Origin of the sequence: Salmonella sp. HY31, assembly GCF_042604575.1 — a bacterium.
GTDB lineage: Bacteria > Pseudomonadota > Gammaproteobacteria > Enterobacterales > Enterobacteriaceae > Salmonella > Salmonella diarizonae.
Genome location: NZ_CP170479.1, coordinates 3,173,051 through 3,197,789 on the forward strand (window position 1 = coordinate 3,173,051; position 24,739 = coordinate 3,197,789).

A 24,739-nucleotide genomic window follows, 5' to 3' on the forward strand; every position below is an offset into this window, starting at 1 on the left:
TTTACTGGGCAGGCGTGATTCTGCGCGGGCGACGCGGCGGACGTGCTTTGTCGCCAGCGGGTTTCCCCTCGCCTGTGCGCGGTTTTGGTTTCGCCTTCGCCGCCCCGCTATCCTGACGTCGCGGCTGCTGACTGCGCCCCGCTCCCCCCTGACTTTGACCGCGTCCACGACCGCCGCCGCGCTGCTGACGACCATTCTGAATCGGCTCCGCTTTAATCGACGGGTCCGGCTCATAGCCCGGCGTCGTAATGCGTGGGATCTCTTTTTTCAGCAACTTTTCGATATCACGCAACAGCTTATGTTCGTCAACACAGACCAGCGACAGCGCCTCGCCGGTTGCCGCCGCGCGACCGGTACGGCCAATACGGTGTACATAATCTTCCGGCACGTTCGGCAGTTCATAGTTGACCACGTGCGGCAGTTCTTCAATATCCAGGCCACGCGCCGCAATATCCGTCGCCACCAGCACGCGGATATCGCCGGATTTAAAATCGGCCAGCGCACGGGTACGTGCGCCCTGCGATTTATTACCGTGGATCGCCGCGCTGCGAATACCGTCTTTATTAAGCTGTTCCGCCAGATGGTTCGCGCCATGTTTGGTGCGGGTGAAGACCAACACCTGCTGCCAGTTGCCCTGGCCAATCATTTGCGACAACAGTTCGCGCTTACGTTTTTTATCCACAAAGTGCACGTGCTGCGTCACCTGCTCTGAGGCCGTGTTGCGGCGCGCCACTTCGATTTCCAGCGGGTTGTGCAACAGCTTTTCGGCGAGCGCTTTGATGTCGTCGGAGAAAGTGGCGGAGAACAACAGGTTCTGGCGTTTTGACGGCAGTTTCGCCAGCACGCGACGAATGTCGTGAATGAAGCCCATATCCAGCATACGGTCGGCTTCATCCAGTACCAGAATCTCAATCTGATCCAGCTTCACGGCATTTTGATGTTCCAGATCAAGCAGACGTCCCGGCGTCGCCACCAGCACATCCACCCCGCCGCGCAGTTTCATCATCTGCGGATTGATGCTTACGCCGCCAAATACCACCAGCGAGCGAATGTTGAGATATTTACTGTAATCTCTGACATTTTCGCCAATTTGCGCCGCCAGCTCGCGGGTTGGCGTGAGGATCAACGCACGCACCGGGCGACGACCTTTAGCGTGCGGCTGATGGGTAATCAGATGCTGCAACAATGGCAAGGTAAAGCCCGCCGTTTTACCGGTCCCGGTCTGGGCGCTGGCCATCAGATCGCGGCCTTCCAGCACGGCGGGAATCGCCTGCTGCTGAATAGGGGTAGGTTCACGGTAACCCTGCTCGGCAATGGCGCGCAGGATATCAGGGTTTAATCCCAGGGAATCAAAAGACATAACTACTCCGGACCGCCCCGACCGTTACCGGTGTAGTTTTCAGGGAGATGCTCAAATTTGGAATGACAAAAACCACAATGTCATGAAGGGGCGGAGTGTAGCAGTTTTTGTGATGCGGCGCATAAATTATCCCGAAAGGTGGCAAAGACAAATTAATCGACCACACTGGACAAGTGCCATTATGAGTCATAATCTTAATCAATCGATTGATTAAGAATTAGGGCGTGTGATGAATATTCCCACCACGACCACCAAGGGCGAGCAGGCGAAAAGCCAGCTAATTGCCGCCGCGCTGGCGCAGTTTGGCGAGTATGGCCTCCATGCCACCACGCGCGATATCGCCGCGCTGGCGGGGCAAAATATTGCCGCCATTACTTACTATTTCGGCTCAAAAGAGGATTTATACCTCGCCTGCGCCCAGTGGATTGCCGATTTTCTTGGCGAAAAATTTCGCCCCCATGCTGAAAAAGCGGAACATCTGTTTAGCCAGCCTGATCCTGACCGGGACGCCATACGCGAGCTCATTCTGCTCGCCTGCAAGAACATGATTATGCTGCTGACGCAGGAAGACACCGTTAACCTGAGTAAATTTATTTCACGCGAGCAGCTCTCTCCCACGTCGGCCTATCAACTGGTTCATGAACAAGTTATCGCTCCGTTGCACACCCATCTGACAAGATTGGTTGCCGCTTATACCGGCTGCGACGCCAATGATACGCGCATGATTTTGCATACCCATGCCTTACTGGGCGAAGTGCTGGCGTTTCGTCTCGGCAAAGAAACTATTTTGTTACGTACCGGCTGGCCGCAGTTTGATGAAGAAAAAGCGGAGCTGATTTACCAGACGGTAACCTGCCACATCGATCTTATTCTGCACGGTTTAACGCAAAGGAGTCTGGACTGATGAAAAAACCTGTCGTTATCGGACTGGTAATCGCAGCGATCGTCGCTGTGGTTGCTGGTGGAACCTGGTGGTATCAAAGTCGGCAGGACGATGGGCTGACGCTATACGGTAATGTCGATATCCGTACCGTCAATATCAGCTTTCGCGTCGGCGGCAGGCTGGCGTCGCTGAATGTTGATGAAGGCGATACTATCAAAGCCGGACAGGTGCTCGGCGAACTGGATCACGCGCCATACGAAAACGCGCTGATGCAGGCGAAAGCTGGCGTATCGGTCGCTCAGGCGCAATACGATTTGATGCTGGCAGGCTATCGCGATGAAGAGATAGCCCAGGCCGCCGCCGCCGTCAGACAGGCGCAAGCCGCCTATGACTACGCGCAAAACTTTTATAACCGTCAGCAAGGATTGTGGAAAAGCCGCACCATTTCCGCTAATGATCTGGAAAACGCCCGCTCATCGCGCGATCAGGCGCAGGCAACGCTGAAATCCGCACAAGATAAACTGAGCCAGTACCGCACCGGTAATCGCGAACAGGATATCGCCCAGGCGAAAGCCAGCCTGGAACAGGCAAAAGCCCAACTGGCGCAGGCGCAGCTTGATTTACAAGACACCACGCTTATCGCGCCTGCCAACGGGACCTTGCTCACCCGCGCGGTCGAGCCGGGCAGTATGCTGAACGCCGGCAGCACGGTATTAACGCTCTCGCTGACCCGCCCCGTCTGGGTGCGCGCCTACGTCGATGAACGCAACCTCAGTCAGACGCAACCGGGGCGCGACATTCTGTTGTATACCGACGGACGTCCTGACAAACCTTACCACGGCAAGATTGGTTTCGTTTCACCGACCGCGGAATTTACGCCGAAAACCGTCGAAACGCCGGATCTGCGTACCGATCTCGTCTATCGCCTGCGTATTATCGTCACCGATGCGGACGATGCGTTACGCCAGGGGATGCCGGTCACGGTGAAATTTAATGACGAGGCACGGCATGAGTGAGGCCGTTATTACACTGCACGGTCTGACGAAGCGCTTTGCGGGAATGGATAAACCCGCCGTCGCGCCGCTCGACTGTACCATTCATTCCGGTTATGTCACCGGGCTGGTAGGGCCGGACGGCGCAGGAAAAACCACGCTGATGCGTATGCTGGCGGGCCTGCTCAAAGCCGATGGCGGCAGCGCGTCCGTATTGGGCTTCGACCCGATACAAAACGACAGCGAGCTGCACGCGGTTCTGGGCTACATGCCGCAGAAATTCGGTCTGTATGAAGATCTTACCGTCATGGAGAACCTTAATCTCTATGCTGATTTGCGCAGCGTTACCGGCGAGATACGGACCTTTGCCCGTTTGTTGGAGTTTACCGCCCTCGGCCCTTTTACTGGCCGTCTGGCGGGAAAATTGTCCGGCGGGATGAAGCAAAAACTGGGGCTGGCCTGTACGCTGGTCGGCGAACCGAAAGTGCTGCTGTTGGATGAACCGGGCGTTGGCGTTGACCCGATTTCACGGCGCGAGTTGTGGCAAATGGTCCACGAACTGGCGGGCGACGGGATGCTGATTTTATGGAGCACCTCCTATCTGGATGAAGCCGAACAGTGTCGCGACGTGCTGCTGATGAATGAAGGCGAATTGCTCTATCAGGGTGAACCTAAAGCGCTGACGCAAACGATGGCCGGTCGCAGCTTTCTGATGAGCAGTCCACAGGAAAACAACCGTAAGTTGCTACAGAGAGCGCTCAGACTACCACAGGTGAGCGACGGCATGATTCAGGGGCGTTCGGTACGCCTGATCCTGAAAAAAGAGGCAACTGCAGCAGATATTCGTCAGGCCGAAGGGATGCCGGAAATCACCCTCAATGAGACCGCGCCACGCTTCGAAGATGCGTTTATCGATCTTCTTGGCGGGGCGGGAACCGCGGAGTCTCCGCTGGGTTCAATCCTCCATACGGTTGAAGGCACTCCCGGCGAAACGGTGATTGAAGCGCAGGAACTGACGAAAAAATTTGGCGATTTCGCGGCCACGAACCATGTTAATTTCGTCGTACAACGCGGCGAGATTTTTGGCCTGCTCGGCCCGAACGGCGCGGGTAAATCAACCACCTTTAAAATGATGTGCGGCCTGCTGGTGCCGACGTCCGGCAAGGCGCTGGTGCTGGATATGGACCTGAAAGTCAGCTCCGGCAAAGCTCGTCAGCATCTGGGCTATATGGCGCAAAAATTTTCGCTTTACGGCAACCTGACGGTCGAGCAGAACCTGCGTTTTTTCTCTGGCGTCTACGGTTTGCGGGGCCGCGCGCAGAATGAAAAAATTCAGCGCATGAGCGAAGCGTTTGGTCTGAAAAGCATTGCGTCGCATCCCACCGATGCGCTGCCGCTGGGCTTTAAACAGCGTCTGGCGCTGGCCTGCTCGCTGATGCACGAACCGGATATTTTATTCCTTGATGAACCAACATCCGGGGTTGATCCCCTCACCCGCCGTGAATTTTGGCTGCATATTAATAGCATGGTGGAAAAAGGGGTCACGGTAATGGTGACGACCCACTTTATGGATGAGGCGGAATATTGCGATCGCATTGGACTGGTTTATCGTGGGAAGCTTATCGCCAGCGGTACGCCGGACGATCTCAAAGCGCAGGCCGCCGATGAGCAACAGGCCGATCCGACGATGGAGCAGGCCTTTATCACTCTCATCAATGACTGGGATAAGGAGCATATACATGAGTAAGTCTCTCTCCTGGCGCCGCGTGCGTGCGTTGTGCGTCAAAGAGACGCGCCAGATCGTTCGCGATCCCAGTAGCTGGCTGATTGCGGTGGTGATCCCGCTGCTGTTGCTGTTTATTTTCGGTTACGGCATTAACCTCGACTCCAGCAAGCTACGAGTGGGGATTCTGCTTGAACAGCAAAGCCAGGAGGCGCTGGATTTCACTCATGCGATGACCGGTTCACCCTATATCGACGCGACCATTAGCGATAATCGCCATGAATTAATTGAAAAAATGCAGGCCGGACGCATTCGCGGACTGGTGGTGATTCCGGTGGATTTCGCGCAACAAATGGCGCGCGCCGGTGACAGCGCGCCAATTCAGGTTATTACCGATGGCAGTGAGCCAAACACCGCCAACTTCGTTCAGGGTTATGTTGAAGGCATCTGGCAAATCTGGCAACAACAGCGGGCGGAAGATCGCGGCGACACTTTTGAACCGCTCATCGATGTTCAGACGCGCTACTGGTTTAACCCGGCGGCGATCAGTCAACATTTTATTATTCCCGGGGCAGTGACCATTATCATGACGGTAATTGGCGCGATCCTCACCTCGCTGGTCGTTGCCCGCGAATGGGAGCGTGGCACGATGGAGGCGCTGCTCTCAACCGAAGTGACGCGTGTTGAACTGCTGCTGTGTAAGCTTATTCCCTATTACTTTCTCGGTATGCTGGCGATGCTGCTCTGCATGCTGGTATCGGTGTTTATTCTCGGCGTACCGTATCGCGGTTCGCTGGTGATTCTGTTTATCATCACCAGTCTGTTTTTACTGAGTACGTTGGGGATGGGGCTGTTGATTTCCACCATCACTCGTAACCAGTTTAACGCCGCGCAGGTGGCGCTGAACGCCGCCTTTTTACCCTCGATTATGCTGTCCGGGTTTATCTTCCAGATAGACAGTATGCCTGCGGTGATCCGCGCGGTGACCTATATTATTCCGGCGCGCTATTTTGTCAGTACCCTGCAAAGTCTGTTTCTGGCTGGCAATATTCCGGTCGTGTTAGGCATTAACGTACTGTTTTTAATCGCCTCGGCGGTGATGTTTATTGGCCTGACGTGGCTAAAAACCAAACGACGGCTGGACTGATGATTTGCTATCCGGCACTGAGGGCAAGACTATGTTTCATCGTTTATGGACGTTAATCCGCAAAGAACTGCAATCGCTTTTACGCGAACCGCAAACGCGCGCGATCCTGATTCTGCCGGTGCTGATTCAGGTTATCCTGTTTCCGTTCGCCGCGACGCTTGAAGTCACTAACGCGACCATCGCCATTTATAACGAAGATAACGGCAAACATTCGGTAGAACTTACCCAGCGCTTTGCCCGCGCGAAAGCGTTTACCCATGTGCTGTTGCTGAACAGTCCGCAGGAGATCCAGCCGACTATTGATACGCAAAAAGCGCTGCTGCTGGTGCGCTTCCCGGCGGATTTCTCGCGGAATCTGGATACCTTCCAGCCTGCGCCGATGCAACTCATTCTTGATGGACGTAACTCCAACAGCGCGCAAATCGCCGCCAATTATCTGCAACAGATCGTCAAGGAGTATCAGCAGGCGTTGATGGACGGCAAGCCAAAGCCCAACAATAGCGAACTGGTGGTACGCAACTGGTATAACCCGAATCTGGACTACAAGTGGTTTGTGGTGCCCTCGCTGATCGCCATGATCACCACTATCGGCGTGATGATCGTTACTTCGCTGTCCGTCGCCCGCGAGCGTGAACAAGGCACTCTGGATCAACTGCTGGTCTCTCCGCTCACTACCTGGCAGATTTTCGTCGGTAAAGCGGTGCCGGCGCTGATTGTCGCGACCTTCCAGGCTACGATCGTGCTGGCTATCGGCATTTGGGCGTACCAAATCCCCTTCGCCGGTTCGTTAGCGCTGTTTTATTTCACGATGGTGATTTACGGGCTGTCGCTGGTAGGCTTTGGCTTGCTGATATCATCGCTTTGCGCCACGCAACAGCAGGCGTTTATCGGCGTCTTTGTCTTTATGATGCCGGCGATTTTGCTCTCGGGTTATGTCTCACCGGTGGAAAATATGCCGGTCTGGCTGCAAAACTTGACGTGGATAAACCCTATCCGCCACTTTACTGATATTACTAAGCAAATTTATCTTAAGGACGCGAGTCTGGGGATTGTCTGGGGAAGTTTGTGGCCGCTACTGGTGATAGCGGCCACCACAGGTTCAGCGGCGTATGCGATGTTTAGACGCAAAGTGATGTAGCTTTTTATCTTTCGCCAGTAGCGAAACCACGGCGGGCCCGGCCAGGATAGCCAGCCCCGCCAGCGCCAGTAAAACATTATTTTGCAATACGCGGGATAGCAGCCAGAGGACAATCAGCGCGGTGCCGAAGTACCAGGTGGTAGTCAGCTCTTCCAGCACATCCGCCACATCGCGCCAGCGTTGCTCATGATGACGCTGCAACGCCAGCATCAGCAGTACCGTCACGCCATAAAGCACGCATAATCCCAGGCCGACGCGCACTAATGTGCCGCTCATCCAGCCTATTACCAGCATCGCCACTACCAGTAAATGCAACATAATCTGCCAACAACCGAGGCCGGTTGCGACACGAACGCGTTGTTGCCACTTCATGGCTTTTCTCCTGAAGCATTTTTCTCTCATTATTCAGAGTACCGAACTTTACGGAAAATTCCGTAAGACCGCATCTTTTTGTGACGACGACTACACTATTTCAATCAGGATAGTGACGCGGACAGGAAGAAAATGACTCAACACACGCGAAATTTTTCATTCAAAGTGCTCACGATTAATACGCACAAAGGTTTTACCGCCTTTAATAAACGCTTCATCCTGCCGGAGCTACGCGACGCCGTCAGAACGGTCGGCGCCGATATCGTCTGTCTGCAAGAAGTGATGGGTGCGCATGAGGTGCATCCGCTGCATATCGAAAACTGGCCGGACACCACCCATTATGAATTTTTGGCCGACACCATGTGGAGCGATTTCGCCTATGGCCGCAATGCGGTCTATCCAGAAGGCCACCACGGTAATGCGGTTCTTTCTCGCTATCCCATTGAACATTATGAAAATCGCGACGTCTCGGTCGACGGTAGCGAAAAACGCGGCGTGCTCTATTGCCGCATTACGCCGCCCATGCTCAACCACCCTATCCACGTCATGTGCGTGCATCTCGGCCTGCGGGAGAGCCATCGGCAGGCGCAGTTAACCATGCTGGCGGGATGGGTGAATGCCTTGCCGGAATCAGAACCAGTACTGGTGGCCGGAGACTTTAATGACTGGCGGCAAAAGGCCGGCCCGCCGCTAAACGCAGCCGGGCTGGAGGAGATATTCACCCGCGCCCACGGTCGACCGGCGCGCACATTCCCGGTGAGTATGCCGCTGCTGCGACTCGATCGTATTTACGTCAAGAATGCTAACGCCAGTTCTCCTACGGCGCTACCGCTGCGGAACTGGCGACATTTATCAGACCATGCCCCCCTTAGCGCGGAGATCCATCTATGAAATGCGGCTGGCGTGAAGGTAATCAAATTCAGCTACTGGAAAACGGCGACCAGTTCTATCCTGCCGTGTTTACGGCTATCGCTCAGGCACAGCAAAAAATCATTCTGGAAACCTTTATCTTATTTGAAGATGAGGTGGGCAAAAAACTCCATGCCGCTCTGCTAAAAGCCGCACAGCGCGGCGTAAAAGCCGAAGTATTACTCGACGGCTACGGCTCTCCCGATCTCAGCGACGCGTTTGTCGGTGAGTTAACCGCAGCGGGCGTTATTTTTCGCTATTACGATCCCCGCCCGCGTCTACTGGGGTTGCGAACCAATATCTTCCGCCGAATGCACCGCAAAATTGTGGTGATTGATGATCGTATTGCCTTTGTCGGCGGCATTAACTATTCCGCCGAGCATATGTCGGATTACGGCCCGCAGGCGAAACAAGACTACGCGGTACGGGTCGAAGGGCCTGTAGTGGCCGATATCCTGCAATTCGAAGTCGAGAACCTGCCGGGGCAAAGCCCTGCGCGCCGCTGGTGGAAACGCCATCATCAGGCAGAAGAAAACCGCCAGCCCGGCGAGGCGCAGGCGCTGTTTGTCTGGCGGGATAACGAAGAGCATCGCGACGATATCGAACGTCATTATCTGAAAATGCTGACCCAGGCAAAGCGTGAAGTGATTATCGCTAACGCCTATTTTTTCCCCGGCTATCGCTTGCTCCACGCAATGCGTAAAGCCGCCCGCCGTGGCGTGAGCGTAAAACTGATTGTCCAGGGGGAGCCAGACATGCCGATTGTCAAAGTCGGCGCGCGGTTGCTCTACAACTATCTGGTGAAGGGCGGCGTACAGGTTTATGAATACCGTCGCCGTCCGCTGCACGGCAAAGTGGCGCTGATGGACGATCACTGGGCCACGGTAGGGTCAAGTAATCTCGATCCGCTCAGCCTGTCGCTTAATCTTGAAGCTAACCTGATCATTCACGATCGCAATTTTAACCAGACCCTGCGCGATAATTTACAAGGCATCATCGTGAATGATTGTAAGCAGGTCGATGAGTCAATGCTGCCGAAACGCACCTGGTGGAACCTGACCAAAAGCGTGCTGGCGTTCCACTTTTTACGCCATTTCCCGGCGCTGGTCGGCTGGCTACCTGCGCATACCCCGCATCTGGCGCAGGTTCCCCCGCCTGCCCAGCCAGAAATGGAAACCCAGGATCGCGTTGATCCAGAAAATACAGGAGTGAAGCCCTAATGGCTAAATCGCATCCGCGCTGGCGGCTGGCTAAAAAAGTGCTGACCTGGCTGTTTTTTATTGCGGTCGTCGTTCTGCTGGTGGTTTATGCTAAAAAGGTCGACTAGGGCGATGTCTGGACCGTCATCCGCGACTATAACCGCACGGCACTTTTAAGCGCCGTGGGACTGGTGATCGTTAGCTATCTTCTGTACGGCTGCTACGACCTGCTTGGACGGCTTTATTGCGGCCATAAACTGGCGAAGCGGCAGGTTATGCTGGTATCGTTCGTCTGCTACGCTTTTAACCTGACGCTCAGCACCTGGGTCGGCGGGATCGGAATGCGTTACCGACTTTACTCCCGCCTCGGCTTGCCAGGCAGTACTATCACGCGTATTTTCTCGCTCAGTATTACCACTAACTGGCTGGGCTATATTCTGCTTGGCGGCATCATTTTTACCTTCGGCGTTGTCCAGCTTCCCGACCACTGGTATATCGATGAAGGCACGCTACGTATTCTCGGTATCGTTTTATTGTTGATTATCGCGGTCTATCTGTGGTTTTGCGCCTTTGCAAAGCGGCGGCATATGACGATTAAAGGGCAGAAACTGGTGCTGCCGTCATGGAAATTCGCGCTGGCGCAGATGGCGATCTCCAGCGCGAACTGGATGGCGATGGGCGCCATAATCTGGCTGCTGATGGGCCAGGATGTGAACTATTTCTTTGTACTGGGCGTACTGCTGGTGAGCAGTATTGCGGGCGTCATCGTACATATTCCGGCAGGCATCGGCGTGCTGGAGGCCGTATTCCTCGCGTTGCTGGCGGGCGAACATACGTCGCAAGGCACGATTATCGCCGCCCTGCTCGCTTACCGCGTGCTTTACTATTTTATTCCCCTGTTGCTGGCGCTGGTGTGTTATCTGGTCCTGGAGAGCCGGGCGAAAAAGCTGCGGGCGAAAAACGAACGGGCGATGGCGAAATGATCGTGCGAAACTGCCTGATGGCGCATAGCTTTCAGGCCTACAAAGTGCCGTAGGCCTGATAAGGCGCTGCGCATCGCCATCCGGCAATGAAACTTAGCGACGGTTGCCAAAAATACGCAGTAACATCAGGAACAGGTTGATAAAGTCCAGGTACAGCGTTAACGCGCCGAGAATCGAATACTTACGCAGATTAGCACTATCGCGGGTATCTATTTGCTCGCCGATATTTTTCAGTTTCTGCGTGTCGTAGGCGGTCAGACCGACAAACACAACCACCCCGATATAGGTTACCGCCCACATCAGCGCTTCGCTCTTCAGCCAAAAATTGACCAGCGACGCCAGAACGATACCAATAAGCGCCATAAACAGCATATTGCCGAAACCGCTAAGATCGCGTTTAGTGGTGTACCCGTACAGGCTCATGGCGCCAAACATTCCCCCCGTCACCACAAACGTGCTGGCGATAGAGGAGTAGGTGTAAACGATAAAAATACTGGATAACGTCAATCCGGTTAGCGCCGAATAGAGCATAAACAGCGTCGTCGCCATTCCGGCGCTAAGTTTATGCACCAGTCCCGACAGAACAAACACCAGCGCAAGCTGAGCAATGATTAACCCAAAGAAGGTGATCTTACTGGAAAAGACAAACATCATGACGGCTGGCGTATTAGCCGCATACCACGCGATAAACGCGGTCAGTAACAGTCCGACCGTCATCCAGCCATACACTTGCGCCATATAGGTCTGCAGGCCAGAACGCGCCTGCACTATTGAATCAGATCGTGGAAATCTGTCCATGATAAACTCCTGTGTGGAAATGATACCCTAAAGCGTATCACATTATGCTACCAACGTTTCGCCGACTGCTGGTCGCTGTCGCGCGCTTCAACCCAGCGATCGCCTTCCGGCGTGGCTTCACGCTTCCAGAACGGCGCACGGGTTTTCAGATAATCCATAATGAACTGACCGGCGTCGAACGCGCTACTGCGGTGCGCACTGGTGACGCCGACAAACACGATCTCATCGCCCGGCCATAATTCGCCAACGCGATGAATCACCGTTACCCGACCCAGCGGCCAGCGGGAGCGCGCCTCAGCGACGATCTCCGCCAGAGCTTTCTCTGTCATGCCAGGATAATACTCCAGCGTCAGCGCCTTAACGCTATCGCCCAGGTTATGATTGCGCACTTTTCCGGTAAAGGTGACGACCGCGCCGTCTTCGTCGCGCGCCGCCAGCCAGGGATATTCCTCCCCGATGCTAAACGGCGCAGGACCGACTATAATTCGCGTTTCACGCATGTTAGCCTCCCGTGACTGGCGGGAAAAACGCCACTTCATCGCCCGCCGTCAGCGGATGGTCAAAACTCACCAACGTCTGGTTGACCGCCGCCAACAGCTTGCCGTCTTCCAGCGCCATCGCCCAACGATCGCTCTTTGCCGCCAGATGCTGTCGCAGCGACTCAACGGTGGAAAAATCTGCTGGAAGATCCAGCGCGTCAGTTCCTGTAAGCTCGCGAACCTGGGCGAAGAAAAGCACCTTAATCATGCGCATCCACCTTAAAATCCCCTGATTTGCCGCCGCTTTTCGCCAGCAGACGCACCGGACCAATCACCATATCTTTTTGTACCGCTTTGCACATGTCGTAGATGGTTAACGCTGCGACGGACGCCGCGGTTAACGCTTCCATTTCGACGCCCGTTTTACCGGTCAGGCGACACAGAGACTCAATACGCACGCGGCGATGCTCCGGCTCGGCCTGAAGCTGAACCTCCACTTTACTTAGCAGTAACGGGTGGCACAGCGGGATCAGCTCCCAGGTGCGTTTGGCGGCCTGAATACCGGCAATACGGGCGGTCGCGAAAACATCGCCCTTGTGGTGTTTGCCATCAATAATCATCGCCAGCGTCTCACTACGCATGGTAACGAATGCTTCCGCCCGCGCTTCACGAACGGTTTCCGCTTTGGCGGAAACGTCCACCATGTGCGCTTCGCCTGCGGCGTTTATATGGGTTAATTGCGACATCGTTATTTCTTTAAATGAGGATGAAAATTACATGGGCGCGTACGGGCATCCAACTGCGGCGCAATGATATTCTCCCATGCGGTTCTGCACGCTTTTGTGGAGCCCGGCATGGCGAAAATCAAGGTGTTATTCGCCACGCCAGCTACCGCGCGCGACTGCAGAGTTGCGGTGCCGATCTCTTCAAACGAGAGCATTCGAAACACTTCGCCAAATCCTTCCACTTCACGATCGAACAGCGGCAACAGCGCTTCCGGCGCCTGATCGCCTTCGGTCAAACCGGTCCCGCCAGTCATCAATACGACCTGCACCTCATCACTGGCAATCCAGGCGGAAACCTGGGCGCGAATCGCGTAACGGTTCTCTTTAACGATGGCTTTTGCCACTACTTGATGCCCGGCCTCCTGCGCCGAATCACGCAGATAATGACCGGAGGTATCGTCGTCTTCGCCGCGTCGATTGGAAACAGTAAGAATAGCGATGCGGGTCGGGATAAATTCAGCGCTTACCTGACTCATCTGAAATCTCCTTATTAAGGATTAACCGCCAATGTAGGATAAATTTTGCGTAATACCAGTATTGCTCTGGTGAAGGAAATGGGTCTGCTTTTTCTCCCGCAACGCGTCGGAAATACGTTCCTCAAGCGCGTATTGCTGCGCGTCATCCTGCAACAGGTCGCGCAAACTCAAGCCGCCGTCGCCAAACAGACATAAATGCAGCTTACCGACGGACGAAACGCGCAGGCGGTTACAGGTGGCGCAGAAGTCTTTTTCATACGGCATAATGAGGCCGATCTCACCGGCATAATCGGGGTGACAAAAAACCTGCGCCGGGCCATCGCTACGCTGGCGTTGCTGGTGGTTCCAGCCGCGCGTAATCAGCTCGTCGCGCAGTACCTGACCAGAAATATGATGTTTACGGAAGAGGTCGCTCCCCTCGCCCGTCTCCATAAGTTCAATGAAGCGTAGCTGAATGGGGCGAGGCTGAATCCATGCAAGGAAGGTATCCAACTGATGGTGATTCACATCGCGCATCAGCACGGTATTGACTTTCACCTTTTCGAAACCGGCGTCAAAGGCGGCATCGATGCCCGCCATCACCTGGCGGAATTTATCCTGACCGGTAATCGCATGGAACTGACGCGCATCCAGACTATCCACGCTGACGTTGACGCCCGTCAGACCCGCTTCGCGCCAGTTCGCAGCATCACGCGCCAGTCGATAACCGTTAGTTGTCACCGCGATCTGGCGAATAGCGTCATTTTCACCTACGGCGGCAATGATGTCGGTAAAATCGCGACGTAATGAAGGCTCGCCGCCGGTAAGACGCACCTTTTCCGTGCCAAGACTGGCAAAAGCGCGCGTAACGCGACGAATTTCATCGACGGTAAGGAAACCATTGTTAGTGACGCCGCCTGGTTTGTAGCCATCCGGCAGACAGTAGGTGCAACGAAAGTTGCACACATCGGTAATCGACAAACGTAAGTAATAAAACTTACGCGCGAAAGCATCGGTAAGTTGTGAAGCCATGTACACCTTTCCAAATACGGGAGGCGGAGTCATTTCTTCCTGCGCCCTGGTGGCAAACGCTGAACGTTGTCACGGCCAAAACACCGTATCAAAATGACCCAGGTGCAGAGGCTAGAGTGTTTACTGTGGTTATGCCGATACTAGCGTGTAAATGACAATTTCGCCATCCCGCTTTCGCTATATAAACATATACATAGCGACATGATCGTGCTATTTAACGACAGAATACGTGAAAATCGCACTTTTATATTGATATACATCATTTAGCGGTGACAACGTCCTCGCTAAAAAGGGGTAGTTAAAAACAATTTATCGACTTTTAGCCTGCTAGCTAATTGCTGAAAACCCGCCATTTGCGCTACTGTAACGCTGTTTATCTGACTTCAGGAATTTTTATGCGCAATCGTACGCTGGCTGACCTGGATCGTGTCGTCGCCCTCGGCGGAGGGCATGGATTAGGACGCGTCCTCTCCTCGCTTTCTTCATTAGGTTCACGCCTGACCGGTATTGTTACTACCACGGATAACGGAGGGTCAACTGGCCGTATTCGCCGTTCGGAAGGCGGGATCGCCTGGGGCGATATGCGCAACTGTCTGAACCAGTTAATTACCGAACCCAGCGTCGCATCCGCTATGTTTGAGTATCGTTTTGGCGGTAATGGCGAACTTTCTGGTCATAATCTCGGAAATTTGATGTTAAAGGCGTTAGATCACCTGAGCGTGCGGCCTCTGGAAGCGATCAATCTAATTCGTAATCTGCTTAAAGTGGACGCGCAGCTGATCCCGATGTCCGAACTACCGGTAGATCTGATGGCGATTGACGAACAGGGGCATGAGGTTTACGGCGAGGTGAATATCGATCAGTTAGCGACGCCGCCGCAGGAGATCATGTTAACGCCAAACGTTCCGGCGACGCGGGAAGCGGTACAGGCCATTAATGACGCGGATTTGATTCTGATTGGCCCTGGCAGTTTTTATACCAGCCTGATGCCTGGCCTGCTGCTGGATGAACTGGCGCAGGCACTGCGGCGCACCCCGGCGCCAATGGTGTATATCGGCAATCTGGGCCGCGAATTAAGTCTGCCCGCCGCCAGTTTAACGCTGGTCGATAAGCTGGCGATGATGGAACAATATATTGGCAAAAAGGTTATTGACGCAGTGGTGGTTGGACCGAAAGTCGATGTCAGCGCGGTTAACGACCGGGTGGTGATTCAGGAAGTGCTGGAGGCCAGCGATATCCCCTATCGCCACGATCGTCAGTTATTACATAATGCGCTGGAAAAAGCGCTACAGGCGTTGGGTTAATGACATTTACCGGATGACGCTGCGCTTATCAGAAGCCTGTTTACACCGAATGGTAAACAGGCTCTCTCCCCCTTCTGATAAACTGCGCTCAGCTATCGCCAGTAGGCGCTCATGAGCGAGCTCACCCCTTTTTTCATCAATACATTCTCCATGTTCTCAGTAAAGAGGGTCTGATTAATCTCTTCCATTATCCGCATCCCAGTCATGCGCTCTGCGTCAGGATCACCTGCTATTCCTAACGCTTCCAGTTCAGCGTTGACTCGGATCTGATACTCATCCGTTTCAATACACTCAGCCCTTTTATCCATCATTTCACGCCACTCTTCTGGCGCTATACGCTCCAGCACTTTATGCCACGGCCCCCACAACGCAAACCATTTGTGAAAATCGCTATTTTCAGCAATTTTTATCCTTATTTCCGCCTCGTCCAGGTCAGACTCAGTGATACCCGAAACGTTATAGAACCGCATATCCCGAGTCATTGTTGTCAGCGACAGCGACTCTCGTAACTGATTCTGAAAACCCAGAAATACTTCAATTTCGTCAATAAAAAACAGCCGTTTTACCTTTTCTCTCGCGAGCGATTCTATTTGCTCCAGCCGAAAGATTTCACGCCCCGCCATAATCAGTTCCGCTAATTGGCTATCAAAGGCGCCTCTTTCAGCATCATGAACCAACGTCGCTTCCTGCATTTGGTGGTATGTCAGTGTGACCCGATCTTCACAGCTTATCGTTGCATCCATCGCTATAATAAATGCGGTTTCTCTTAGTGCGCTATCATCAGCCAGGCGCATTAGCCAGGCGGAGACTTGTTCCTTAAAATCCGGGTGTCTGGTATTCTGCGTATCACCAAGATAGTCCAGGAATCTGCTGAAAGCTGCAGCGTTTGCCTCTGCCTCAAACGCCCGCCATTTGTTGACATCTTCCTCCTCGAGACAGGTTAGCCAACCCTGGACAGCTTCATGCAGTGGTCGTGTTACCCGAACAATTGAAAAGTCGCCCATGGCGAAGAATACCTGGGGTCCCTGATAATCTACAGAGGACATCAGCCGCTGCATATTCTGTATTGTTCGTTCTGAAAAAGGATTATATTCTACGATTATTCTTGTAGGTTGAGGTCCTTCACCACGAAAATGGGGTAACGACTCCGGGAGACGGACCAGGTGATTGCGAGAGGCCTGCATGACTTGTAATGCCACCGGGAGGTTTTCCGGTAGGTTAATCAATTCGTTACGGGAAACGTCCAGATTTATTATCGTGGGAGGTAGTGTTTCAGGCAGAACAGTAATCTGATTTTTACTTACATCCAGAACCTGTAATTCTGTTGGTAACGATGCGGGCAGACTGGTTAAGTCATTTTCGCCGGCCTCCAGAGTCTTCAAGCCCGGCGGCAGTGTTTCGGGCAGAGCGGTTAACGAATTACTCTGCACATTCAAATGGGTAATCCCTGACGGAAAATGTTCTGGCAGTGTCCCTATGCTGTTAGCATAAACGCTCAGGTACAGAAGTTCCTCAGGTAGATTTTCAGGTAGGCAACTAATTTTATTATGAAAAAGATCCAGCGATTGAAGCGCTGAAGGCAAACGTCCCGGTAATTCAGTAATAAAGTTAATGCTCAGATCCATTTTCTGTATGGTATCCGGTAACGTGGCAGGGATACTGGTTAGCTGATTACTTCTGGCATACAGGGTCTTTATATTTCCCTGTAAATTTTCCGGCAAACTTTTCAGTTGATTGTGATCGAGTATCAGAGTAGTTATCTGCTCAGGAATACAGGCGGGTATAGTGGTAAGTCCTAATATTTTCAGACGGAGTTCCGTCTTATTATTTTTCAGGCAGTCACGCATCCGTTGTACGGCTTCTTCACGACCTTGAGCCTCTTTCGGTGGCGCCTCTTTTGCCCACTCAGACCAGATTAACTCATAATTCACAGCACCTTTGGGGCTGAAGCCTGGAGCGCCACTCGCCTGCTCGCTTTCTGTCTCACGGGTATAGGTTACCGTCTCTCCCCCGCACTCAACGGTATAACTATCTGTATTAAAAATTATAGACAGGATCTCCTGACTATTTTCATTCAAAATACAGTATTGGTCTGTCCCCCCTCTACTACATTGAATATTATCCGCATACGCTGGGAAAGCTACCGTCCTCAAACATTCAAACTTACTTTTGATCTCTTCTGGCGAGGCGGTTTCAGGTGGATGACAAAGATAAGCGATGCAGCTTTGTACTTCAATCTGATATTCTGAAGCGAAAAAAATACTAATTTTACTCCATATCTCATCTTCCGGAAGTACCTCTTTTAATTCCTCGTTACTAATACTTTGATTCCTTACAGCAGATTGCGTATTGGTGATATTAAACATATTTTCCCTCCCTGATCTGGAAGTAACCCAAAGTAGCGGATACAGATATTCTCAACTTTAAATAAAAGGCCATATTAGTTATTATTTTGGGCTAGTCACCCAGTATTTTTAGCACCTTACTTATAAATGCCAGGACTTCCATCACCCCATTTTTACGTAGAATGATGTAATCTGCTGCCATAACACTCTTTCAACGAACTCACATAAGATTAAAATGACGACCATAAGAATAGCTATACCGATAATACGAAGCAGTTTTTCTCATAGCTGGGGAGACAGGTACTTTTAGCGTTGAGCTCGACCTCAACGCTAATTTTCTTCAGTAGTGATTTAACCACCTAAGTTACTGTTTTTTTTGATATTTCAGGCAATCTCGTTGATCAACGCCTGTAACTGTTTTCCGTTCCTGACTAACTCAGCCCTTGCTGTTGGACTAAAACTATCAAAAGCAGGCAATTATACAGGTGATGTATGTACCCCTTACCTGATGCTACTCACAATGCGAAAGCGCCGACGATCGACGCGTTGTCAGGATGCCGCGATAAACAACTCGCGTAGCTGATGCAACTGGTCGCGAATTTGCGCGGCTTCTTCAAACTCCAGATTTTGCGCGTGCTGCATCATTTGCCCTTCCAGCTCATGAATTTTCTGCTGCAACGCTTTCGGCGTCATATCCAGTTCGACAATCCCGGCTTTTGCCGTAGAACGGCCCTTGCCTTTCCCCTTCGCTTTGGTTTTCGCAATGTTCTGCCCCAACGCCAGGATGTCGACCACTTTTTTGTTCAGTCCCTGCGGAGTGATACCGTGTTCTTCGTTGTACTTCTGCTGCTTCTCGCGACGACGCTCGGTTTCACCAATCGCCTTCGCCATCGACGGCGTGATTTTATCGCCATACAGAATCGCTTTACCGTTAACGTTACGCGCCGCGCGACCTATGGTCTGAATCAGGGAACGTTCGGAGCGCAGGAAGCCCTCTTTATCGGCGTCCAGAATCGCCACCAGCGAGACTTCCGGCATATCCAGCCCTTCGCGCAGCAGGTTAATCCCCACCAGAACGTCAAACTCGCCCAGACGCAAATCGCGGATGATTTCCATGCGCTCCACGGTATCAATATCCGAGTGCAGGTAACGCACGCGCTCGCCGTGCTCTTCCAGATATTCGGTCAAATCTTCCGCCATCCGTTTGGTGAGCGTAGTGACAAGGACGCGTTCATTAATGACCGCACGTTGACGGATTTCGGAAAGCAGATCGTCCACCTGGGTTGCCACCGGACGCACTTCAATGATCGGGTCCAACAGCCCGGTCGGTCGCACGACCTGATCCACCACCTCATCACCAGATTTCTCCAGCTCATAGTTGCCAGGCGTGGCGGAAACATAGATGGTTTGCGGCACCAAGGCTTCAAACTCTTCAAACTTCAGCGGACGGTTATCCAACGCCGAAGGCAGACGGAAGCCATACTCGACCAGCGTCTCTTTGCGCGCCCGGTCGCCGCGATACATGCCGCCTATCTGCGGGATCGTGACGTGGGACTCATCCACTACCAGCAGTCCATCGGCGGGCAGATAATCGAACAAGGTTGGCGGCGGTTCGCCCGGCCCACGACCCGACAGGAAGCGGGAATAGTTTTCAATGCCTGAGCAGTAGCCCAGCTCGTTCATCATCTCTAAATCGAACTGCGTGCGCTGGCTTAATCGCTGCTCTTCAAGCAGCTTATTATTCGCCAACAGGACCTTACGCCTGTCCGCCAGCTCATCTTTTATCTCTTCCATCGCCTGCAGAATACGCTCGCGCGGCGTCACGTAGTGCGTTTTGGGATAGATGGTATAACGTGGCACCGTTGACTCTACCTGCCCGGTTAACGGGTCAAACAGCGACAGACGTTCCACTTCTTCATCAAACAGCTCAACGCGTAGCGCAATGTCGTCAGATTCAGCCGGGAAGATGTCGATCACTTCGCCGCGCACGCGAAAGGTGCCGCGCTGAAAAGCTTGATCGTTACGGGTGTATTGCAATTCCGCCAGCCGACGCAAAATTGCACGCTGGTCAATCAGCATTCCGACCGTCAGATGCAGCATCATTTTCAGATAGAGATCCGGATCGCCCAGCCCGTAAATAGCGGACACGGAAGCCACCACCACGACATCGCGTCGCTCAAGCAGAGCTTTCGTTGCCGACAACCGCATTTGCTCAATATGTTCGTTTACCGAAGCGTCTTTTTCGATAAACGTATCCGAACTTGGCACATACGCTTCCGGCTGATAGTAGTCATAGTAGGAGACGAAATACTCCACCGCGTTTTCCGGGAAAAACTCTTTCATTTCGCCGTAGAGCTGCGCCGCCAGGGTTTTATTGGGCGCAAGCACCATCGTTGGCCGCTGCAAGTCAGCAATGACGTTGGCAATGGTGAATGTCTTCCCGGAGCCGGTTACGCCCAATAGCGTCTGATGCGCCAGCCCGTCCTCCAGTCCCTCTTCCAGGCGACGTATAGCGTCCGGCTGATCGCCAGAAGGTTTAAAAGCGGAATTCAGTTTGAACGGTTTACTCATGGGCGGCTACCTGAAGGTGTGAGCGGGCAGGTGTATAATTTTACTCCTGGCGGTGAATATTGCCAATAAAAAATACTGGATGAAAAAACAGTAACACTTTAATGTATAGTGGCTATCGGCAAATAACCCACGCCGTCGCGAGGCAAAATGTAGACAGTCGCGGAATAAAATTCCAGCAGCATGCGGTTATCCCCAGACCAGAGTCTTTTTTAACATTTGTCAAGACGTATGATGAAAGTTTTATGTCAATGCCTCCCCCTTCCTTTACAACCATTGATTTTATATAACTCGCTGTCTAAAAAGGGATATTTTCTCAAGCCGTCTTTCGCGCCAATTTAGTCGCAGGCCGCGTCGCCTCTCGCTTACGTTGTGTTTTCTAACTCTAATACACAAGGTTATCCACAGGAATAGTGGATAACTGCTTCCAGCCCGTATCCCCTGCCGCCTGGCAAAATCAGCGCCGGACGTTTTCGCCGGGCGATAAAAAAAAATTATCGCTATTTTTGGCTGATTATTGGCTAACGTAGCGGGAAAAACTGATGCGTACACGCTCACATTTTGCACATTTTTATCAGGATGAAGCCAGGAGGGTCTGGCGAAAGAACAGCAGGATCGTCTGATCCTGCAAGAAGGCGGTTTTTAAGCGAGGTTATGACCGCTCCAGGGGGCTAAGATCAAGATACTGTCCTGTTGCAGCCTGAGAGGGGGAAACGCCCAGCCACGGAATTTCCCCTAATAGCGGGGCCGGTATGACGCGGCGAAGCGTAGCGAGATATTCACTATGACGCGCGCCCGGCGGCTGTACGTCGTTGGCTATCCATCCGGCAAGCGGCAACCCGGCCTGTTTTACCGCCAGCGCCGTCAGCATGGCGTGATTAATACAGCCCAGCTTGACGCCAACGACCAGAATCACCGGCAACCGCTCCGCCTGTACCCAGTCGGCAAACGTCAGTGTGGCAGAGAGCGGCGTAAACCAGCCGCCTGCCCCTTCTGTCAACACCCAATCTGCCTGCGCCTCCAGCGTTCGCAATCCGCGTGATAACACCGCCGCCTCTATCGTCCGGCCTTCGTCGGCGCTAACGATGTGGGGAGAGGTAGGCTCGGCAAAAGTATAAGGATTGATAGCAGAATAAGGTTGCGGCAGGCTGCTGTTACGCTGCAAGGCCAACGCATCGCTATTGCGTAGCCCGTCGGTTGTCATTTCGCTGCCGGAAGCGACGGGCTTATAGCCTACGGTTTGATAACCTAACTGCGTTGCGGCCTGCAATAAGGCGCAACTGGCGACCGTTTTACCGACTTCGGTATCAGTACCGGTGACGAAATAGCGTTTAGTCACGTTCAATCACTCCCATAAAAAGATGGTACGTCAGCGGATATTTCCCCTGCCGCTGCGGCCATGCCAACTGAATTTTTCTAAGCCGGGCGCGGGTTAACACATCAGACTCCCGCCCTTCATGAAGATGAGTGGCGCCAATTCCTTTGAGCGAGCGCATCGCGCTCAGGGCATCCTCAAACCACAATGTCATCGCCTGAGTATGACGATACGCCCGCCAGCCGCGTAGCGCGTGGTCAATTGCCTCTTCCGGCAAAAAGCTATTCGCGTGAGCGCGATTATCGACGGCCTGCCATGCCTGACGCAGTTCCGGCAACGATCCCTGGCACAACGTGGTAAATGCCACCACGCCGCCGGGCCGTACGACCCGGTACAACTCGCTCAACGCGTCGCGTAAATCACCGCACCACTGGACCGCCAGGTTGCTCCAGGCCAGGTCAAAAATGCCGGCGTCATGGGGAATCGCTTCGATATCCGCCAGCAAATAGTGATGCGCCGCCTTACGATCGCGCGCCTGTTGCAGCATCGGCAGCGAAAGATCCAGGGCAGTCACTTCGCTCCCCCGTTCACGCCAGTAACGGCTCATACGTCCGGGGCCACAGCCTGCGTCCAATACACTGGCAAAGTGACGGCCTGCCAACAGCGTCAGCAGCGCATCCGCGCTGTGTTGCTGCAAAGAGGCGTGCTGTTCATATTGCGATGCGGCCCGGCCAAACGCCGCCGCAATAGCCTGCTTATTCACCTGCGCCATGCAGCACCTCCAGCAGACGATCAATATCGCACGCTTCATGCGCCTGCGTTAACGTTAAGCGCAGGCGCGCCGTACCGACAGGCACCGTCGGCGGGCGAATCGCCGTCGCCCAGCATCCTTGTCGACGCAGCGCCTCCGCCAGGCGCAGCGCGCGGCTGTTATCGCCCACCATTAACGGCTGGATGGCACTATGGGCATTCAGTAGCGTAAATCGGGACGCGTTAACGCCCGCCCGAAAGCGCTGAACCAGAGCGGCGAGTTTTTCGCGCCGTTCACAACCTTCATCGCTACGGATCACGGCCAGCGAGGCGCTTAACGCCTGCGCCTGCGCGGGGGGCATACTGGTGCTGTAAACCAGATGACGGGCGAATTGCAGCAGATAATCCGCGACGCTTTCCGAACAGAGCACCGCGGCGCCGCTGACGCCAAATCCTTTACCGAAAGTCACCACCAGCAACTCAGGCTTCACCCCCTGTTGCCAGCAGGTGCCCCGCCCCTCATCGCCAGTCACGCCGATGCCGTGCGCATCATCAACCAACAGCCAGGCATGATGCTTGTGGGCAATGTGCTGGATTTCCGCCAGCGGCGCGCTATCGCCGTCCATACTGTACATACCTTCCGTCACGACCAGTTTCTGACCCAGGCAGGGCGATTGCAGTAAACGCGACAGATGCCGCGTATCATTATGGATAAAGCGACGAAGCTGCGCCGGACTCTGATTAGCGGCCTCCAGCAACGAAGCATGACTCAACCTGTCGGCCACAATCCGGTCGTTTTTTTTCATTAACGCGGTAATAACCGCCTGATTCGCCGCAAAGCCAGAGATAAACAGCAACGCGCGCGGATATCCTAACCATTGCGCCAGTTCCTCCTCTAACGCCTGGTGCGCCACGGAATAACCGCTGATATGCCCCGACCCGCCGCTGCCGACGCCAAAACGCGTCGCCGCCTGTTGCCAGGCGCGAATGATCTGCGGATGCTGACTTAAGCCGAGGTAATCATTGCTGGAGAAGTTAAGATACTGTCGCCCGTTCGCTACCAGCCAGCGTCCGGCGCCCTGCGACACCACATAGCGGCGGCGCAACGTATCCGTCGCCCGACGCGCCGTCAGCGCATCGTCGACGCGTTGTTGCCAACTCATAATGCTGCCGCGTTGTAATAATCATCAGTGTCCGGCGTCATCAGCGTCTGCTCCAGACGTTGCTGCTGCTCGTTATCGCCCGCCAGCACCCTGGTCTGCTGCGGATTCAGTCCCAGCTTGCGGAATAACTGCAGATCCTTGTCCTCTGCCGGATTTGGCGTAGTTAACAATTTGCAGCCATAGAAAATCGAGTTCGCCCCGGCCATAAAACACATCGCCTGAGTCTGCTCGTTCATCTGTTCACGCCCTGCAGAAAGACGCACGTATGAGGTCGGCATCATGATGCGCGCCACGGCGATAGTACGAATAAAATCAAACGCATCCACGTCATCGTTATCCGCAAGCGGCGTGCCTTTCACCTTCACGAGCATGTTGATTGGCACACTTTCCGGCGGCGTCGGCAGATTCGCGAGCTGCAACAACAGTCCGGCGCGATCGTTGACCGTTTCGCCCAGACCGACAATGCCGCCGGAGCACACTTTAATCCCTGCTTCACGGACTTTTTCCAGCGTGTCGAGGCGCTCCTGATAGGTACGGGTGGTGATGATATTGCCGTAAAACTCCGGCGAGGTATCGAGGTTGTGGTTGTAGTAATCCAGCCCGGCGTTAGCCAGACGCTGCGCCTGGCTCTCGTTCAACATGCCGAGCGTCATACATGTTTCCAGCCCCATCGCTTTGACGCCCTGTACAATCTGCTCCAGATAAGGCATATCGCGTTCATGCGGATTCTTCCAGGCCGCCCCCATACAGAAGCGGGTCGAACCAGCGTTTTTCGCTTTGCGGGCGGAGTCCAGTACCTGCTCGACCTCCATTAAACGCTCGGCTTCCAGTCCGGTTTTATAGCGCGAGCTCTGCGGGCAGTATTTACAATCCTCCGGGCAGGCACCGGTTTTAATCGACAACAGCGTACTGACCTGTATCTGCTGTGGGTCGAAATGCTGGCGATGAATTTGCTGCGCTTCAAACAGCAATTCCAGCAGTGGTTTTTCAAATAATTCGGTTACTTGCGACAGTGTCCAGCGTGGGTGGCGAGCCATCG

General features: G+C 53.6%; 22 protein-coding genes, 1 pseudogene and 1 riboswitch. Of the genes and pseudogenes, 9 read left to right on the forward strand and 14 right to left on the reverse strand.

What is annotated here, in order from left to right; genetic code table 11:
- Position 1: 1 nt before the first annotated feature.
- Entirely contained in the window at positions 2-1,360 is a 1,359-nt protein-coding gene (gene rhlE, locus ACE15A_RS15065; RefSeq protein WP_053510079.1) for an ATP-dependent RNA helicase RhlE, read from the reverse strand.
- Positions 1,361-1,589: 229 nt separating this feature from the next.
- On the opposite strand from rhlE, the gene cecR reads away from it, so the two are divergent.
- The 5 genes from cecR to ACE15A_RS15090 are packed head-to-tail and all read left to right on the forward strand — an operon-like array spanning position 1,590 to position 7,243.
- Positions 1,590-2,264 (forward strand): transcriptional regulator CecR, encoded by a 675-nt coding sequence (gene cecR, locus ACE15A_RS15070; protein ID WP_053510082.1) that lies wholly within the window; start codon positions 1,590-1,592, stop codon positions 2,262-2,264.
- Positions 2,264-3,259, forward strand: a complete 996-nt coding sequence (gene hlyD / locus ACE15A_RS15075) for a secretion protein HlyD (RefSeq protein WP_053510083.1) — start codon at positions 2,264-2,266, stop codon at positions 3,257-3,259. Before cecR ends, hlyD begins: the two co-directional genes overlap by 1 nt.
- Positions 3,252-4,982 carry an ATP-binding cassette domain-containing protein gene (locus tag ACE15A_RS15080; RefSeq protein WP_053510085.1) on the forward strand — a complete coding sequence of 577 codons (1,731 nt, stop codon included), beginning with the start codon at positions 3,252-3,254 and terminating at the stop codon, positions 4,980-4,982. Before hlyD ends, ACE15A_RS15080 begins: the two co-directional genes overlap by 8 nt.
- Positions 4,975-6,105, forward strand: coding sequence for an ABC transporter permease (locus tag ACE15A_RS15085; RefSeq protein ID WP_023246492.1), 1,131 nt, complete (start codon positions 4,975-4,977; stop codon positions 6,103-6,105). Before ACE15A_RS15080 ends, ACE15A_RS15085 begins: the two co-directional genes overlap by 8 nt.
- 31 nt (positions 6,106-6,136) lie before the next feature.
- Positions 6,137-7,243 (forward strand): ABC transporter permease, encoded by a 1,107-nt coding sequence (locus ACE15A_RS15090; RefSeq protein ID WP_000469042.1) that lies wholly within the window; start codon positions 6,137-6,139, stop codon positions 7,241-7,243.
- Here ACE15A_RS15090 and ACE15A_RS15095 read toward each other — a convergent pair.
- The gene (locus ACE15A_RS15095; RefSeq protein WP_000871970.1) at positions 7,205-7,615 is read right to left on the reverse strand and encodes a YbhQ family protein; all 411 of its coding nucleotides are present in this window, start codon (positions 7,613-7,615) and stop codon (positions 7,205-7,207) included. The two genes, ACE15A_RS15090 and ACE15A_RS15095, sit on opposite strands and share 39 nt — an antisense overlap.
- Before the next feature lie 132 nt (positions 7,616-7,747).
- On the opposite strand from ACE15A_RS15095, the gene ACE15A_RS15100 reads away from it, so the two are divergent.
- The 3 genes and pseudogenes from ACE15A_RS15100 to ACE15A_RS15110 all read left to right on the forward strand — a co-directional run bounded on the left by ACE15A_RS15100 (position 7,748) and on the right by ACE15A_RS15110 (position 10,706).
- Positions 7,748-8,506, forward strand: a complete 759-nt coding sequence (locus ACE15A_RS15100; RefSeq protein ID WP_053510087.1) for an endonuclease/exonuclease/phosphatase family protein — start codon at positions 7,748-7,750, stop codon at positions 8,504-8,506.
- Complete coding sequence (clsB, locus tag ACE15A_RS15105; protein ID WP_053529665.1) at positions 8,503-9,744, forward strand: cardiolipin synthase ClsB; 1,242 nt, start codon at positions 8,503-8,505, stop codon at positions 9,742-9,744. The genes ACE15A_RS15100 and clsB overlap by 4 nt, the downstream gene beginning before the upstream one ends.
- Positions 9,744-10,706: pseudogene (locus ACE15A_RS15110) on the forward strand (YbhN family protein). Before clsB ends, ACE15A_RS15110 begins: the two are co-directional and overlap by 1 nt.
- 93 nt (positions 10,707-10,799) lie before the next feature.
- Here ACE15A_RS15110 and ACE15A_RS15115 read toward each other — a convergent pair.
- From ACE15A_RS15115 to moaA, 6 genes are all read right to left on the reverse strand, one after another.
- Positions 10,800-11,504: a Bax inhibitor-1/YccA family protein gene (locus ACE15A_RS15115; protein WP_000373611.1), complete on the reverse strand. Its 705-nt coding sequence runs from the start codon at positions 11,502-11,504 to the stop codon at positions 10,800-10,802.
- Between the two features lie 47 nt (positions 11,505-11,551).
- Positions 11,552-12,004 carry a molybdopterin synthase catalytic subunit MoaE gene (gene moaE, locus ACE15A_RS15120; RefSeq protein WP_023248169.1) on the reverse strand — a complete coding sequence of 151 codons (453 nt, stop codon included), beginning with the start codon at positions 12,002-12,004 and terminating at the stop codon, positions 11,552-11,554.
- A gap of 1 nt (position 12,005) precedes the next feature.
- The gene (gene moaD / locus ACE15A_RS15125) at positions 12,006-12,251 is read right to left on the reverse strand and encodes a molybdopterin synthase sulfur carrier subunit (protein ID WP_023248170.1); all 246 of its coding nucleotides are present in this window, start codon (positions 12,249-12,251) and stop codon (positions 12,006-12,008) included.
- Positions 12,244-12,729 (reverse strand): cyclic pyranopterin monophosphate synthase MoaC, encoded by a 486-nt coding sequence (moaC, locus tag ACE15A_RS15130; RefSeq protein ID WP_023248171.1) that lies wholly within the window; start codon positions 12,727-12,729, stop codon positions 12,244-12,246. The genes moaD and moaC overlap by 8 nt, the downstream gene beginning before the upstream one ends.
- Positions 12,730-12,731: 2 nt before the next feature.
- A complete protein-coding gene (moaB, locus tag ACE15A_RS15135; protein WP_053510092.1) occupies positions 12,732-13,244 on the reverse strand; it encodes a molybdenum cofactor biosynthesis protein B in 513 nt (170 codons plus the stop codon).
- A gap of 21 nt (positions 13,245-13,265) precedes the next feature.
- Entirely contained in the window at positions 13,266-14,255 is a 990-nt protein-coding gene (moaA, locus tag ACE15A_RS15140; protein ID WP_053510094.1) for a GTP 3',8-cyclase MoaA, read from the reverse strand.
- Positions 14,243-14,386, reverse strand: a riboswitch (molybdenum cofactor riboswitch). It overlaps the preceding gene by 13 nt.
- Positions 14,387-14,650: 264 nt before the next feature.
- Between moaA and yvcK the strand changes: the two genes are divergently transcribed.
- The gene (gene yvcK / locus ACE15A_RS15145; RefSeq protein ID WP_023248174.1) at positions 14,651-15,559 is read left to right on the forward strand and encodes a uridine diphosphate-N-acetylglucosamine-binding protein YvcK; all 909 of its coding nucleotides are present in this window, start codon (positions 14,651-14,653) and stop codon (positions 15,557-15,559) included.
- A 92-nt stretch (positions 15,560-15,651) separates the two neighbouring features.
- Here yvcK and slrP read toward each other — a convergent pair whose 3' ends face one another.
- The 6 genes from slrP to bioB all read right to left on the reverse strand — a co-directional run bounded on the left by slrP (position 15,652) and on the right by bioB (position 24,737).
- On the reverse strand, positions 15,652-17,925 hold the full coding sequence (slrP, locus tag ACE15A_RS15150) for an SPI-1 type III secretion system effector E3 ubiquitin transferase SlrP (RefSeq protein WP_053510095.1): 2,274 nt from the start codon (positions 17,923-17,925) through the stop codon (positions 15,652-15,654).
- Between the two features lie 528 nt (positions 17,926-18,453).
- Positions 18,454-20,475 carry an excinuclease ABC subunit UvrB gene (gene uvrB / locus ACE15A_RS15155; RefSeq protein ID WP_053510097.1) on the reverse strand — a complete coding sequence of 674 codons (2,022 nt, stop codon included), beginning with the start codon at positions 20,473-20,475 and terminating at the stop codon, positions 18,454-18,456.
- 649 nt (positions 20,476-21,124) lie between these two features.
- Positions 21,125-21,811, reverse strand: a complete 687-nt coding sequence (gene bioD / locus ACE15A_RS15160; RefSeq protein ID WP_053510099.1) for a dethiobiotin synthase — start codon at positions 21,809-21,811, stop codon at positions 21,125-21,127.
- On the reverse strand, positions 21,804-22,559 hold the full coding sequence (gene bioC, locus ACE15A_RS15165; RefSeq protein WP_023248177.1) for a malonyl-ACP O-methyltransferase BioC: 756 nt from the start codon (positions 22,557-22,559) through the stop codon (positions 21,804-21,806). Before bioC ends, bioD begins: the two co-directional genes overlap by 8 nt.
- Positions 22,543-23,700, reverse strand: coding sequence for an 8-amino-7-oxononanoate synthase (gene bioF, locus ACE15A_RS15170; RefSeq protein WP_023248178.1), 1,158 nt, complete (start codon positions 23,698-23,700; stop codon positions 22,543-22,545). The genes bioC and bioF overlap by 17 nt, the downstream gene beginning before the upstream one ends.
- A complete protein-coding gene (bioB, locus tag ACE15A_RS15175) occupies positions 23,697-24,737 on the reverse strand; it encodes a biotin synthase BioB (RefSeq protein WP_023248179.1) in 1,041 nt (346 codons plus the stop codon). Before bioB ends, bioF begins: the two co-directional genes overlap by 4 nt.
- Positions 24,738-24,739 lie beyond the last annotated feature (2 nt).